Source organism: Microbacterium sp. ARD31, from assembly GCF_031844425.1.
Genome location: NZ_JAUZVE010000009.1, coordinates 56444 through 69204 on the forward strand (window position 1 = coordinate 56444; position 12761 = coordinate 69204).

General features: G+C 73.3%; 17 protein-coding genes. 8 read left to right on the forward strand and 9 right to left on the reverse strand.

Translation table 11 applies throughout. From position 1 onward, the window contains the following. Positions 1-12: 12 nt before the first annotated feature. The 4 genes from Q9S36_RS21675 to Q9S36_RS21690 all read right to left on the reverse strand — a co-directional run bounded on the left by Q9S36_RS21675 (position 13) and on the right by Q9S36_RS21690 (position 2569). The gene (locus Q9S36_RS21675; RefSeq protein ID WP_311286926.1) at positions 13-810 is read right to left on the reverse strand and encodes a SurA N-terminal domain-containing protein; all 798 of its coding nucleotides are present in this window, start codon (positions 808-810) and stop codon (positions 13-15) included. Positions 811-872: 62 nt separating this feature from the next. Next, the gene (locus tag Q9S36_RS21680) at positions 873-1262 is read right to left on the reverse strand and encodes a hypothetical protein (RefSeq protein ID WP_311286927.1); all 390 of its coding nucleotides are present in this window, start codon (positions 1260-1262) and stop codon (positions 873-875) included. Between the two features lie 33 nt (positions 1263-1295). After that, positions 1296-2078 carry a sigma-70 family RNA polymerase sigma factor gene (locus tag Q9S36_RS21685; protein WP_311286928.1) on the reverse strand — a complete coding sequence of 261 codons (783 nt, stop codon included), beginning with the start codon at positions 2076-2078 and terminating at the stop codon, positions 1296-1298. A 137-nt stretch (positions 2079-2215) separates the two neighbouring features. After that, positions 2216-2569 (reverse strand): helix-turn-helix transcriptional regulator, encoded by a 354-nt coding sequence (locus Q9S36_RS21690; protein WP_311286929.1) that lies wholly within the window; start codon positions 2567-2569, stop codon positions 2216-2218. A gap of 168 nt (positions 2570-2737) precedes the next feature. Here Q9S36_RS21690 and Q9S36_RS21695 point away from each other — a divergent pair, with 168 nt between their 5' ends. After that, positions 2738-3097, forward strand: a complete 360-nt coding sequence (locus Q9S36_RS21695) for an ANTAR domain-containing protein (RefSeq protein WP_311286930.1) — start codon at positions 2738-2740, stop codon at positions 3095-3097. Beyond that, complete coding sequence (locus Q9S36_RS21700; RefSeq protein WP_311286931.1) at positions 3094-3804, forward strand: GAF and ANTAR domain-containing protein; 711 nt, start codon at positions 3094-3096, stop codon at positions 3802-3804. Before Q9S36_RS21695 ends, Q9S36_RS21700 begins: the two co-directional genes overlap by 4 nt. Before the next feature lie 23 nt (positions 3805-3827). Here Q9S36_RS21700 and Q9S36_RS21705 read toward each other — a convergent pair whose 3' ends face one another. Next, positions 3828-4541: a GAF and ANTAR domain-containing protein gene (locus tag Q9S36_RS21705; RefSeq protein ID WP_311286932.1), complete on the reverse strand. Its 714-nt coding sequence runs from the start codon at positions 4539-4541 to the stop codon at positions 3828-3830. Positions 4542-4753: 212 nt separating this feature from the next. Here Q9S36_RS21705 and Q9S36_RS21710 point away from each other — a divergent pair, with 212 nt between their 5' ends. The 3 genes from Q9S36_RS21710 to Q9S36_RS21720 are packed head-to-tail and all read left to right on the forward strand — an operon-like array spanning position 4754 to position 7406. Then, positions 4754-5191 (forward strand): SRPBCC family protein, encoded by a 438-nt coding sequence (locus tag Q9S36_RS21710; RefSeq protein WP_311286933.1) that lies wholly within the window; start codon positions 4754-4756, stop codon positions 5189-5191. Beyond that, entirely contained in the window at positions 5188-6792 is a 1605-nt protein-coding gene (locus Q9S36_RS21715) for an NAD(P)/FAD-dependent oxidoreductase (protein ID WP_311286934.1), read from the forward strand. Before Q9S36_RS21710 ends, Q9S36_RS21715 begins: the two co-directional genes overlap by 4 nt. Further along, positions 6789-7406 (forward strand): class I SAM-dependent methyltransferase, encoded by a 618-nt coding sequence (locus Q9S36_RS21720; RefSeq protein WP_311286935.1) that lies wholly within the window; start codon positions 6789-6791, stop codon positions 7404-7406. Before Q9S36_RS21715 ends, Q9S36_RS21720 begins: the two co-directional genes overlap by 4 nt. Before the next feature lie 5 nt (positions 7407-7411). Here Q9S36_RS21720 and Q9S36_RS21725 read toward each other — a convergent pair whose 3' ends face one another. Genes Q9S36_RS21725 through Q9S36_RS21735 form a run of 3 tightly spaced genes read right to left on the reverse strand, consistent with a single transcriptional unit; the run spans position 7412 to position 9752 of the window. Continuing rightward, positions 7412-7624 carry a CDGSH iron-sulfur domain-containing protein gene (locus tag Q9S36_RS21725; RefSeq protein ID WP_311286936.1) on the reverse strand — a complete coding sequence of 71 codons (213 nt, stop codon included), beginning with the start codon at positions 7622-7624 and terminating at the stop codon, positions 7412-7414. After that, positions 7621-8568: an iron-containing redox enzyme family protein gene (locus tag Q9S36_RS21730; RefSeq protein ID WP_311286937.1), complete on the reverse strand. Its 948-nt coding sequence runs from the start codon at positions 8566-8568 to the stop codon at positions 7621-7623. The genes Q9S36_RS21725 and Q9S36_RS21730 overlap by 4 nt, the downstream gene beginning before the upstream one ends. Positions 8569-8570: 2 nt before the next feature. Beyond that, the gene (locus Q9S36_RS21735; protein WP_311286938.1) at positions 8571-9752 is read right to left on the reverse strand and encodes an alcohol dehydrogenase catalytic domain-containing protein; all 1182 of its coding nucleotides are present in this window, start codon (positions 9750-9752) and stop codon (positions 8571-8573) included. 125 nt (positions 9753-9877) lie between these two features. Here Q9S36_RS21735 and Q9S36_RS21740 point away from each other — a divergent pair, with 125 nt between their 5' ends. The 3 genes from Q9S36_RS21740 (at position 9878) to Q9S36_RS21750 (ending at position 11731) form a co-directional block, all read left to right on the forward strand. Beyond that, a complete protein-coding gene (locus tag Q9S36_RS21740; protein WP_311286939.1) occupies positions 9878-10387 on the forward strand; it encodes a CinA family protein in 510 nt (169 codons plus the stop codon). A 119-nt stretch (positions 10388-10506) separates the two neighbouring features. Then, positions 10507-11202, forward strand: coding sequence for an ANTAR domain-containing protein (locus Q9S36_RS21745; protein WP_311286940.1), 696 nt, complete (start codon positions 10507-10509; stop codon positions 11200-11202). A gap of 52 nt (positions 11203-11254) precedes the next feature. After that, positions 11255-11731, forward strand: coding sequence for a hypothetical protein (locus Q9S36_RS21750; protein WP_311286941.1), 477 nt, complete (start codon positions 11255-11257; stop codon positions 11729-11731). Here the strand turns inward: Q9S36_RS21750 and Q9S36_RS21755 are convergent. Continuing rightward, the gene (locus Q9S36_RS21755; protein ID WP_311286942.1) at positions 11728-12705 is read right to left on the reverse strand and encodes a TIGR03557 family F420-dependent LLM class oxidoreductase; all 978 of its coding nucleotides are present in this window, start codon (positions 12703-12705) and stop codon (positions 11728-11730) included. The two genes, Q9S36_RS21750 and Q9S36_RS21755, sit on opposite strands and share 4 nt — an antisense overlap. Positions 12706-12761: the final 56 nt, after the last annotated feature.

Genomic DNA, 12761 nt, shown 5'->3' on the forward strand with positions numbered 1-12761 from the left:
GGGGGACGAGCGTCACAGGTTGATCGTGATGTCGGCGTCCTTGCGCAGGTCCTCGAGCATCGAGCCGGCGACCTCGCCGACCTGCTGGGTCCGGGCCTGCTCCTCGAGCTGGTCGCGGACCTGGGCGAACGGCGGCACGGACTGGCCCTGCTGCCCCGACTGCGCCTGCTGCTCCTTGACCTGAGCGTAGAGCGCGCGGAGCTCCTTCTCGGACGGCTCGATCGGGCCGTCCTCGTCGGCGACGAGCTGCTCGACCATGACCTGGGTCTCCACCTGCGCACGTGCCTGCTCCTGGCTCAGGCCCTGCTTCTCGACCGCCTCGAGCAGCTCCTCGGCCGAGCCCATCTGGTTCTGCTCGGCCAGCGTCTCCAGCTCCGCGTCGACGGCGTCGTCGCTGACCGTGATGCCGCGCGACTCGGCCTCCTGGGCGAGCAGCTCGGTGTCGACCAGGTCGTCGACGGCCTGCTTGCGCAGCGCCTCCTCGTCGGGGGCCTGGCCACCCATCTGTGCCTGCGCCGAGGCCTGCTGGAAGGTCGCCTCGTAGATCGGGACGAACTCGTCCTTGGTGACCTCCTCGCCGTTGACCTCGGCGACCACGTCGGGGATGCCGGAGAGGTCCGGCCCCGAGTCGGACCCGCCTTCGGACCCGGCGTCAGCGTCGGAGCCCGGTGACGGGTCGGCCGACGACGAGGAGCCGGACGCCGGGGCGTCGTCGTCGCCGCTGCAGGCGGTGAGGGAGAGGAGCGCGGCGGCCGCGAGGGCGCCGGCGGCGGTCCGGACAGTCCGGTGGGTGCGCATCGTGTGAGTCATCGCGACCGACCGTACGCACCGAACCTGAGCGCCATCCTCAGGTTCGGTGCGTCAGAGGTGCGTCACAGGTGGTCGGGCACGACGAGCGCGTCCGGGTCCTGGCGCACAGGCAGCTGCGCGAGCGCCGTGCGCACGAGGGTGACGCGGGCGGCCACCGCCACCTTCTGGCGCAGCCGGCCGACGCCGCTGTCGCCGAGCGTCTGCTCGACCGCGGCGGCGACCTGCTCGTCGGTGAACGTCGGCCGGGTGCCGGCCGGCACCTCGACGTCGGGCAGCGCGAGCAGGACCGGCAGCACCTGGCCGCCGACCCCCTCCAGCAGGTGGTAGCGGTCGATCTTGCTCATCGCCTCCCAGGCGTCGTCGTCCTTGGCCCGCCGGCGCACCCTGCCGGCCGCCACGGTCCTGGCGGCGGCCGTGACGGCGACGGTCAGCTCGTGCTCGGTGAAGCGCATGCGGCCAGCATGCCCGATCGTCCGCCCGTCGGCTCAGGCGGGCGAGGGCTCGCCGAGCCGCTCGCGGAGGTCGGCCAGGATGCGCGTCAGCACCCGGGACACCTGCGCCTGGGTCAGCCCGATGTCCTCGGCGATCTCCTGCTGCGTGCACTCGTCGAAGAAGCGCAGCCGCACGATGCGCCGGTCGCGCTCGGACAGCGTCCGGACGACGGGGTCGAGCACGACGCGGGCCTCGGCGGACTCCATGGCGCGGTCGTCGGCACCGAGCAGGTCGCCCAGCGTCGACGTACCGTCGCCGACCGTGCCGTCGAGCGACGTGGGCGTGAAGCAGCCGTCAGCGGACAGCGCCTCGACCACGTCGTCGATGCCCTCGTCGAGCTGGCGGGCCACCTCGCTCGGCCGCGGCGAGCGGCCGAGCTCGGCCTCGAGCTCGCGCTGTGCAGTGGCGATGCGCGCCTGGAGGTCCTGCACCCGCCGGGGCGGGCGGACCATCCAGCCGGCGTCACGGAAGTGCCGGCGCAGCTCCCCGCGGATGGTGGGGACGGCGTACGACAGGAAGTCGTGGCCGGCGTCGGGGTCGAAGCGTTGCGCGGCCTTGGTCAGGCCCAGCAGGGCGACCTGCTCGAGGTCGTCGAGGTCGATGCCGCGGTTGCGGTAGCGCGCGGCCATGGACCGGGCCAGCGCGAGGTTGTCCTCGATGAGGACCTCGACCGGCGCGTGCCGCTCGGCCTCCACCGAGGACGGGGCGGAGGACGGGGCGGAGGACTGGGCTGCGGGAAGGACAGGGTGCTGATCGCGGGTCATGGTGTGGACCACGGCTGGCTCCCTTCACGTACGGGTGACGCTTGCCGTGGTCTCCAGCAAGGCGATGTCTCGACTGTGGCATGGTCTGGACCACCGGGACAGCCGCTTTGCGAAGCGTGCGGTGAACGGCGGGCGAACCCCCGGAGCGCTCAGGAGCCGGAGCGACCGAGCGTGTCGCTCGGGTTCTCGTCGAACGCCTCCCGGTAGCCGGCGGCGAACCGGCCCGGGTTGAAGAAGCCGTACCGGGCCGCCGCGTCGCCCACGGTGGACGCGGCGCCGTCGCGCAGCTCCTGGCGGGCGAGGTCGAGCCGGAGGCGGCGGAGGTAGGCCATCGGGGTGCAGCCGAGGTGGCGGCGGAAGGCGTACTGGAGCGCCCGGGGCGTCACCCGGCACGCACGGGCCAGCTGGCCCACCGACAGGTCCTCCTGCGCGCGCTCCTCCATGAGACGCACCGCGCGTCGGAGCGTCTCTGAGGTGACGGCGAGCGGGCTCGGGCGGGGCACGTTCGCCTCCCTTCGGAGAGCAGGGCGACCACCGGGCTCGAGTCCCTTCGACCATACCCCCGATCCCGCGCGACCGCGCGTTGTCAGTGCGCCCTTGTAGACTCCTCAGGTTCGCATTGTTCGAGCTTCCGCCCTGTGTCCGCGGACCGACGTCATGGAAAGGTGACGATGTCTGGGACACCTCTATCCCCGGGCGGGCCGGCCGAGCCCGCCGAGACGCCCGACCCCGCCCTGCGCGACGAGATCGCGCAGCTGCAGGCGGCCGTGCAGTCGCAGCGCGCCATCGGCATGGCCATCGGGCTGCTCTCCGCACGCTACGAGTGCAGCACCGAGCAGGCCTGGCGCACCCTCCTGCGCATCTCGCAGGACAGCAACACCAAGGTCCGGACCGTCGCCCGGGTCCTGGTCGCCACCCACGACGGGTCCGCCGACGGGGCCGAGCGGGCGATCCTCGACGCGTTCGTCGCCCACCTCCCCGCGTCCCGCTGGCCTCCGACGCCCACGACGGGGAATGATCTGGCACCGTGAACATCGACGACGCCGCACTCGCCGAGAGCATCCGCCGGCTCACCCAGTCCGGCACCGACGACGGCAGCGTGCTCACCGCCCTGGAGCAGGTCGTGGCGGCCTGCGTCGACCTGTTCGGGGTGGGCGGCGCCGGCCTGCTGATCGCCGACGAGCAGGACGTGCTCGCCTACGTCGCCGCCAGCGACGGTCCGGGCCGCGTCCTGGAGACGACGGAGGCCGAGACCGGCGAGGGGCCCTGCACGGAGGCGTTCGTCAAGGACCTGGTCGTGGTCAGCCGCGACATCACGGCCGAGTCGGAGCGGTGGCCGATCCTCGCGAGCCGCCTGGCCGACCAACCGGTGCGCGCCGTGCTCGGCGTCCCGGTCCGCATGGGCGGCGTCCCGGTCGGGACGCTCGACGTCTACCAGGAGCACCCGCACGACTGGGACGCGAGCGAGGTCGCCGCCCTCGGTCGCTACGCGGAGGTCATCGCGACCACGCTCGCCGCGGCGCTCCAGGCCCACACCGCCGGCGAGCTCGCCCGCCAGCTGCAGTACGCCCTCGACTACCGCGTGGTGATCGAGCGCGGCGTCGGCTACCTCATGGCCAAGGAGTCCGTCGACGCCGTGATGGCCTTCAACATGCTGCGCGGCGCGGCCCGCCACCGGCGCGCCAAGATCGGTCGGGTCGCCGAGCACGTGCTCGAGCACGGCAGCCTGCCCGCCTGAGCCGCCCGACCCGGTCGCGACCGTCAGTCGTCGACGGCGGTCCCCGCCCGCTCCTGGGGGATCGTGCGGGTCTCGACGATCTGGGCGGCGACGTCGCGGAGCTTGACGTTGGTCGTCGACGACAGCCGGCGCAGCAGCTCGAAGCTCTGGTGCTGGTCGATCCCGTAGCGCTCCATCGCGATGCCTTGCGCCATCCCGATCACGTGGCGCGAGCTGACCGCGGTCTGCAGGGTGCTGGCCCGGCGCGCGGACGAGAGCGCGGTCGTGGCGTGCACGGCGTACACGAGCGCGAGGTCGACCACGTCGCGGTCGGCGAAGCTGCTCGGCTCCGCGCTGTAGAGGTTGAGCGCGCCGAGGGGCTCCTCCCGGTCCGTCACGGCCACCGACAGCAGGGACCGCACACCGAGCCCGTCGGCCCGCGGGCCCCACTGGGGCCACCGCGGGTCGGTCCCGACCGACCCGCTGCGCAGCCAGCCGCCGGTGTCGGCGATCTCCAGGCACGGACCCTCGCCCAGCTCGTACTGGAGCGCGTCGGCCTCGGCCGCGACCGCCGCACTGCTGGCCAGGGTCTTGTGGCCGTCGCGCGAGGTCCGGATGGTGAGGCTGACGTGGTCGGCCTCGGGGACCAGCTCGCGCATCCGGGTGACGATGGCGCGTGACGTCAGCGCCTCGTCGGGCTCCAGCTGGAGCTCAGCGGCGAGCGCCGCGAACACCGCCGAGGAGTCGTGGGTCGACAATGGAGATCCTTGCAGACATCGCGCCTACGACCCGTGTTCTGGAGTCGGGGCAAAAGTTAGCGAACCCACGCACCCGGGTTCAACGCGACACATCCCTTGGAGTGGAACGGCCCCGGCCGGCATCGTGGGAGCGTGACGCATGGCGGGCCCCCGAGCGGGTACGACGCCACGGTGACGACGTGTACGGGGACGAGCATGGGAGGGACCGACGCATGAGCACCCGAAGCAGGCCGGTCAAGGCGAGCGCCGAGCAGGTCTGGTCCGTGCTCGCGGACGGCTGGCTCTACCCGCTGTTCGTGGTGGGGGCCTCGCGGATGCGGGACGTCGACGACGGCTGGCCGGCCGTCGGCACCCGCCTGCACCACAGCGTGGGCACCTGGCCGCTCCTCATCAACGACTTCACCGAGGTGCTGGAGGTCGAGCCGAACCGCCGGCTGCTGCTGCGCGCGCGTGGCTGGCCGGCCGGTGAGGCGCGCGTCGAGTTCACCCTCGAGGAGAGCGGCGACGCCACGGTGGTCACCATCCACGAGGACGCGACCGCCGGACCCGGCCTGCTGATGCCCAAGCCGTTGCGCGACGTCCAGCTCAACGTCCGCAACGACGAGGCGCTGCAGCGCCTCGCCTACGTCGTGGAGGGTCGGACGAGGTGAGCCCGGCGGCGGGCCGCAGCTTCGACGCCGTCGTGGTCGGGGCCGGCCCCAACGGACTGGTCGCGGCCAACGTGCTCCTCGACGCCGGCTGGGACGTGCTGGTGCTCGAGGCCCAGCCCACCGTGGGGGGCGCGGTCCGCAGCGACCGCGAGCTGCACCCGGACTTCGTGCACGACACCTTCAGCGCGTTCTACCCCCTCGCCCTCGCCTCGCGCGCGATCACCTCGCTCCGCCTCGAGGACCACGGCCTGGCGTGGGAGCACGCCCCAGCGGTGCTGGGGAACCCGTTCGGCGACGGCCAGTGGGCCGTGCTCCACCGCGACCGCGAGGACACCGCGGCCGGCCTCGAGGCGCAGCACGCCGGTGACGGCGAGGCGTGGCTCGACCTGTGCCGCACCTGGGACCGCATCGGCGACGCCCTGGTCGACGGACTCACCTCACCGTTCCCACCGGTCCGCGCCGGCGCCCGACTGCTCCCGGCCCTGGCCCGCAGCGGGGGCCTCGACACCGTCCGGCGCCTGGCGACACCGGTGGCCTCCCTGGGCCGCGAGCTGTTCCGCGGTCCCGCCGGCGGCCTGCTGCTCGCCGGCAACGCCGGGCACGCCGACTTCCCGCTCTCCTCCCCGGGGTCGGGGGTCTTCGGCGTGCTGATGACGATGCTCGCGCAGACCGTCGGCTTCCCCGTGCCCCGCGGCGGCGCCCAGGCGCTCACCGACGCGCTCGTCACCCGCCTCACCTCGCTCGGCGGCCAGGTCGCCACGGGCCAGGAGGTCACCCGCGTCGTCGTCCGTGACGGGCGAGCCGTGGGGGTGCGGACGCGGGACGGCGAGTCGTACGACGCCCGCGCGGTCCTGGCCGACGTCGTGGCCCCGCGGCTGTTCGGTGGGCTGGTCCCGGTCGAGGACCTGCCCGCGCGCCTGGTGCGCGGCATGCGCGACTTCGAGCTCGACCCGGGCACGGTGAAGGTGGACTGGGCGCTGACCGGCCCGATCCCCTGGACCGGACGCCCCGAGGCGGCGCCGGGCACGGTGCACGTCGCGGACTCCGTGGAGGAGATGACCGAGACGCTCGCCAAGGTGTCGTCCGGCGTGGTCCCCGACCGGCCCTTCCTGCTCACCGGGCAGATGACGACCAGCGACGCGACGCGCTCCCCTGCCGGGACCGAGTCGTTCTGGGCCTACACCCACGTCCCCCAGCCCGGGATGACCCGGCACGACGCCGGCGAGGGGATCACCGGCCGCTGGGACCACGACGACTGCGAGCGCTTCGCGGACCGCATGCAGGCGCGCATCGAGGCCCGCGCACCGGGCTTCGGCGACCTGGTCGCCGCGCGCCGGGTGATGGGGCCGCAGGAGCTCGAGGCCCGCAACGCCAACCTGGTGGGAGGTGCGATCAACGGCGGGACCTCGCAGCTCCACCAGGAGCTGGTCTTCCGCCCGGTGCCGGCGATGCGCGGTCGCGCCGCGACCGGCGTACCCGGGCTGTTCCTGGCCTCCGCCTCGGCCCACCCCGGCGGGGGCGTGCACGGCGCCGCGGGCAACAACGCCGCCCGGGCCGCGCTGTGGGAGCACCGCACCCGTCGGATCAGGGGGCGGCGATGACGGAGCACCTCGCCTTCGGCCCGCTGACCATCGTCTTCGACGAGCGCGTGCTGCGCCCGCGCGAGTGGACCGCCGCCCAGTCCGCCTGGGCCGCGGAGCTGATGGCCACGGCGCCGCCGGGCCCGGTTCTCGAGCTGTGCTCCGGTGCCGGCCACATCGGCCTGCTCGCCGTGCTGGTGTCCTCACGCCCGCTGGTGTGCGTCGACGCGAGCGCCGCGGCGTGCGACTACGCCCGCGCCAACGCGGTGGCGGCGGGGATCGCCGACCGTGTGGAGGTCCGGGAGGGCCGGCTCGAGACCGCCGTCCGCGACGACGAGCTGTTCCCCGTCGTCATCGCCGACCCGCCGTGGGTGCCGGCGGCGGACACCGGTCGCTTCCCGGAGGACCCGCTGACCGCCATCGACGGCGGCGCGGACGGCCTCGACGTGGCGCGCGCCTGCCTCGCCGTCGTCGACCGGCACCTGGCTCCCGGGGGCTCGGCCGTGCTCCAGGTGGGCACCACCGCGCAGGTGGACGTGCTGGCGTCCGAGCCGTCGTTCGCCGAGGGGCGCCTCGCCGTCGTCGAGGTGCGTCAGGAGGAGCGCGGGGTCCTCGTGCGCATCGACCGGGGCTGACCGCCCTAGCGGGGGATCACCTTGTGGGTGCCGTCGCACCAGGGCAGCCGGCTGGACTTGTCGCACCGGCACAGCGCGACGACCGGGCGCTCCACGCGGTGCACGGTGCCCGACTCGTCACGGACCGCCTCGGCCCCCCGCACCAGCATCGGGCCGTGCGGCTGGATGACGATGTCCGGGTGGGCGAACTCGCGCTCCGCGTCCTGCTCGGCGCTCATGCTCCCGCGTCCCACTGCTCGAGCAGCGCCGTGGCGAACCGCGCCTCGAGGTCGAGGCACGTCCACGCACCGAACAGGATGTCCGCCGCCTGGTCGGGCTCGTCCTCGGCCAGCGTGCCGCAGATGTCCTGCGCGGCGAGGTGCTCGTGGATGGCGTCGGCCTCCACGTGCTCGTCGTAGTAGGCGGACATGGCTCCGGCGAGACCCAGCCGATCGAGCCCCTGCACCATCTTCCGTGAGGGCAGCGAGCTGGTCATCTCGAACGCCGCGAGGTGGCCCATCGCCGCACCGCGCAGGCGGCGGTGCAGGCCGAACAGGGAGACGGCGTTGTTGAGCTCGAGGGTCTCGGGCAACGCGTCGTCGACGTAGGCGCCGTACTCGGAGCGGAGGCCGACGGCGTCCATCCCGCGGGCGAAGAGGTGGTGGTGCAGCCGGTTGGGGTCGCCGTCGCCGTACTCGTCGTACTGGAGCTCCATGAGGGCGGCCTTGGCCCGCACGGGCAGGCGCGGCACGACCCACGCGACCGGGTCGGACTCCTTGAGGTGGTAGATCGAGCGCTGCCGCAGCAGCTCGAGGACCTCGTCGGCGGTGGCGCGACGGCGCACGTGGTCGGCGAGCGAGGGGCCGTCGTCCTCCGACACGACCGTCTCCAGCGCCGCGGGCACGTCGGCGGGGTCGGGGTCCGCGCCCGGCCAGCGCGCCCGCAGGCGCTCCTCGAGGGCGGACTCGAGGCGGTGCCGGACGACCAGCACCTCGGGGTCCCACTCGCCGTCGTCGGTGGCGTCCTCGAAGCCGCGGTAGGACAGCTCGTGGAGCGTCCACAGCGCGACGGCCTCGTCCTCCCGGGAGTCCGCGGCGGGCGCGGGTCCCAGGCTGTGCTCCGACGCCGAGGCGCCCAGCCGGGCGACCGTCCACTCGCTCAGGCCGCCACGCGGCTTGGGCATCCTCACGGCGTGAACACCACCTTCACCATGCCGTCCTCCTTGTCGCGGAACTTCCGGTAGGCCTCGGGGGCGTCGTCGAGCGGCAGGTGGTGGGTGGCGAAGGACTCGACGCCGAGGACGTCCTCCTCCTGGTCGAGGAGCGCGAGGATGTCGTCGCTCCACCGGTGCACGTTGGCCTGACCCATCCGGATCTGCACCTGCTTGTCGAACAGCTGGAACATCGGGAGCGGGTCGGTCGGGGCGCCGTACACGCCGGAGATGCTGATCGTGCCACCGCGGCGGACCGCGTCGATGCCGCTCATCAGGGCGGCCAGCCGGTCCGAGCCGACGTTGAGCATCATCTTCTCCTGCACCTTCTTGGGCAGCAGCGCGAGCGCCTTCTGGGCGGCCTCGGCCACCGGGGAGCCGTGGGCCTCCATGCCGACGGCGTCGATGACCGCGTCGGCGCCGCGGCCGTCGGTCAGCTCGCGGACCCGGTCGCCGATGCCGTCGACCTCCGTGTGGTCGATCGTCTCGGCGCCCCGGCCGTGGACCCGGGCCAGGCGCTCGCGGACGGAGTCGACGGTGATCACCTTCAGGCCGCGGTGCAGCCCGATCCGGGTGGCCATGTCGCCGATGGGCCCGGCGCCGATGACCAGCAGGGTGCCGCCGTCCTCGACGTCGGCGTACTCCACCGCCTGCCACGCGGTCGGCAGCACGTCGGAGAGGAAGAGGAATCGGTCGTCGGGCGCACCGTGCGGAACCTTGATCGGGAGGGCGTCACCGAACGGGACGCGGAGCAGCTCGGCCTGCCCGCCCGGCACCTGGCCGTAGAGCTTGCTGTAGCCGAACAGGCTGGCGCCGGTGCCGCTGTCCCGGTTCTGCGTGGTCTCGCACTGGCTGAACAGGCCGCGGTCGCACATCCAGCACGAGCCGCAGCTGATGTTGAACGGCACCACCACGCGGTCGCCGGCCTGCAAGGTCTGCACGGCGGAGCCGACCTCGCGCACGATGCCCATCGGCTCGTGGCCGACCACGTCCCCGGCCGTCATGAACGGCGTCAGCGGGTCGTACAGGTGCAGGTCCGAGCCGCACAGTCCCGTGGACGTGATCTCGACGACGACGTCCGTCGGCTCCTCGATGACGGGGTCGGGGACCTCCACCACCTGCATGTCCTGCCTGCCCTGCCACGTCACTGCCTTCACCCGGAGACCTCCTTGGTCGCGTACATGCCGACAAAGTGCCCCGCTGCGCCCCGAGCATGCGTGCGCGACACCGACGCATGCGGCGGCGGCGAAGAGGGGACGTGGCAGCGCACGGAGGAGGTGCCATGACCACACGACCGTCGACCGGGACGGAGGACCTGCAGTCCGAGGAGGAGCTCGCCGAGCTGGTGGCGAAGCTGGCCAAGGAGGGAGGACACCGCGTCGCCGTCGCGGAGTCCCTGACCGCAGGACGCGTGTCGTCCATGCTGGGCCGGGGCGAGCAGGCCTCGCAGTGGTACCGCGGCGCGGTCGTGGCGTACGACGAGGACGTGAAGTTCCGCGTCCTCGGCGTCACCCCCGGGCCCGTGGTCACCGACCTGTGCGCCCGCGAGATGGCCGAGGGCGTACGACGGCTCCTCCGCGCTGACGTGGCGCTGGGCATCACCGGGGTGGGCGGGCCCGGCCCCGACGAGGACTGCCCCGCCGGCACGGTGCACCTCGCCGTCGCCACCGCGGCAGCCACCCGATCCCTGCACGCCTGCCTGCCCGGGGACCCCTCCGAGGTCGTCGCCGAGGCGACCCGGCTCTGCCTCGGCGAGCTGGTGCGCGAGCTCGTGGACGGCGATGACGCATAGGTTGCCCTCTGAGTGCGGGCGTGGGACGGTGACGGGTAGAGGCACCACCCATGCGGCCCGCACCGCCGACCCCCGAGTCTCGGCTCTTCGCTCCGTGACGGACGAAGGAGGCTGGGCCGATGACGACCGAGGGGTTCGAGCGCCAGCTCGCCGATGCCGTGCGCGAGCTCAACGCGCAGGAGGACCCGCCGCACACGCTCGAGACGATCGTGGCGATCACGCCGGAGTTCTTCGGGTCCTGCGACTTCGTCGGTGTCTCGCTGGTCGACCGACAGGGCATCCACACCCCGGCGGCCTCCAACGAGAAGCTCCGCGAGCTCGACGAGTCGCAGTACCGCGCGGGACAGGGTCCCTGCTACGACGCGATCCGGCACCACGCGACGGTGCTGGTCGACGACCTCGCCACCGACACCCGGTGGCCGGACTGGGGCCGTGCGATGGTCTCCGAGCTCGGGATCCGGTCGAGCCTGAGCTTCCGCCTGTTCACCCGTCCCGACGATTCACGGGGCGCTCTCAACGTCTACTCGACCGAGCCCGCCGCCTTCGACGACGAGGACCTGCTGCACGGCCAGACCATCGCCGCGATGTGTGCCGTCGCCCTCGCCCGTTCCCTCCACGACGAGCAGCTCGCCGCGGCGCTGGAGTCACGGACCGTCATCGGCCAGGCGCTCGGGATGGTGATGGAGCGGTACGGCATCGACGAGGACACCGCGTTCAACGTGCTGCGTCGCATCGCGTCGCACGACAACCGCAGGATCCGCGACCTGGCGGCCCAGATCGTCCGGGACCGCCGGCTGCCCTCGACCCAGCCGTAGCCCGCCCGTTGGAGCGTGGTGGCACCCGCCCGCGGCTTGTCAGGGTGGGCCCATGGACGACCACCCCACGCAGCAGCACACCCGCCCCGACGGCGTCACCGACGAGACGGTCGAGGCCGTCGGCAAGCTCTCCGCCGCGCTCGACCACATCGAGGACGCACGCGGTCACCTCTATGCCTTCCACCGGCTCATGGGCAGCGCCGAGAACACCCTGGAGGAGGCGACCTCGATGGTGCGCGAGGCCGGCCACGACGACCTCGCCGACGCGCTCGACCGCGACGCCCTGGGAGCCAACCCGCTCCCGGGCATGTGGTCGTTCCAGATGGTCGACGAGTTCGACGACGGGTTCTACGCCCGCGCCAAGGGCCTGCACCAGCGGGCGCTGGACGAGCTGATGGGCGGGCGCCGGCACGTCTTCGAGGCCGAGATGAAGGAGCTGCGGCGCACCCGCGACGGGCGCGAGGGCCACGAGGCGCGCCCGGCGGACGTGCAGGGTGACCCTGAGTACGACGAGGACGCGGAGGGCTAGGTCGACCGCTGGGTCCGACGCCGCAGCTCAGGCAGCACGTCGGACCCGTAGATGGCCAGCATGTCGGCGTAGTGCGGCCCCATGTTGGCGACGTACACCTCGGTGAAGCCGGCCTCGACGAACGGCGCGTAGGCCTCGACGTGCTCGGCGACGTCCGGTCCGAAGGCGCCGTTCTCGGCGAACGCCTCCCGGGTGACGAGCTCGGCGGCCTGCTCGAAGTGCTGCGGGTTCGGCAGCACCTGGCTGAGCTCCCCGGGGACCCCCGCGTTGGGCCACAGCTCGTACGCCGCGTCGATGGCCTCGTCGCGGGTGGGCCCCCAGGCGACCTTGAAGCCGGCCTGGGCCGGGGCGTCGGCGCCCTTCGCCTCGCGGAAGGTCGTCACCGAGTCGGCGTCCGGCTGGGTGGTGATGAAGCCGTCGGCGATGCGGCACGCCACGTCGAGGGCCTTGGGGCCGAACGCGCTCATGTAGATCGGGGGCGGGGTCTCCGGGCGCGTGTAGATCCGTGCGGTGTCGACCTGGTAGTGCCGGCCCTCGTGCGACACCACGTCGCCCTCCCAGAGCCGGCGGATGACCTCCACGGCCTCCTCGAGCATCTCCAGGCGCTTCTCGGTGCGCGGCCAGGCGTCACCGAGGACGTGCTCGTTGAGCGCCTCGCCGGTGCCGACGCCGAGCGTGAACCGGCCCTCGCCGAGCAGCACCGCGGACGTGGCGGCGGCCTGGGCCACGATCGCCGGGTGGGTGCGGACGGTCGGGCAGGTGACGGCCGTCGTGACGGGCAGGTCGCACACCTGCGCGATCGCGCCGATCATCGACCAGACGAAGGGCGACTGACCCTGCGCGTCGGTCCACGGGTGGAAGTGGTCGCTGATCCACAGCGCGTCGAACCCCGCCTCCTCGGCGCGGCGGGCCTGGTCCAGCAGCTGGTCGGGGGCGTACTCCTCGCAGGAGAGGAAGTAGCCGAAGCGGGTCACGACGCGGTCTCCGGGCGCAGGTCCATGACCGGCCACGTACCCCCGGCTGCAGCCAC

What these genes read in the sequence shown, in the direction of transcription:
- Q9S36_RS21675 (WP_311286926.1), bottom strand. Translation starts at nt 810, where the DNA reads ATGACTCACACGATGCGCACCCACCGGACTGTCCGGACCGCCGCCGGC.
- Q9S36_RS21680 (WP_311286927.1), bottom strand. Translation starts at nt 1,262, where the DNA reads ATGCGCTTCACCGAGCACGAGCTGACCGTCGCCGTCACGGCCGCCGCC.
- Q9S36_RS21695 (WP_311286930.1), top strand. Translation starts at nt 2,738, where the DNA reads ATGTCTGGGACACCTCTATCCCCGGGCGGGCCGGCCGAGCCCGCCGAG.
- Q9S36_RS21710 (WP_311286933.1), top strand. Translation starts at nt 4,754, where the DNA reads ATGAGCACCCGAAGCAGGCCGGTCAAGGCGAGCGCCGAGCAGGTCTGG.
- Q9S36_RS21720 (WP_311286935.1), top strand. Translation starts at nt 6,789, where the DNA reads ATGACGGAGCACCTCGCCTTCGGCCCGCTGACCATCGTCTTCGACGAG.
- Q9S36_RS21725 (WP_311286936.1), bottom strand. Translation starts at nt 7,624, where the DNA reads ATGAGCGCCGAGCAGGACGCGGAGCGCGAGTTCGCCCACCCGGACATC.
- Q9S36_RS21730 (WP_311286937.1), bottom strand. Translation starts at nt 8,568, where the DNA reads ATGCCCAAGCCGCGTGGCGGCCTGAGCGAGTGGACGGTCGCCCGGCTG.
- Q9S36_RS21740 (WP_311286939.1), top strand. Translation starts at nt 9,878, where the DNA reads ATGACCACACGACCGTCGACCGGGACGGAGGACCTGCAGTCCGAGGAG.
- Q9S36_RS21745 (WP_311286940.1), top strand. Translation starts at nt 10,507, where the DNA reads ATGACGACCGAGGGGTTCGAGCGCCAGCTCGCCGATGCCGTGCGCGAG.
- Q9S36_RS21750 (WP_311286941.1), top strand. Translation starts at nt 11,255, where the DNA reads ATGGACGACCACCCCACGCAGCAGCACACCCGCCCCGACGGCGTCACC.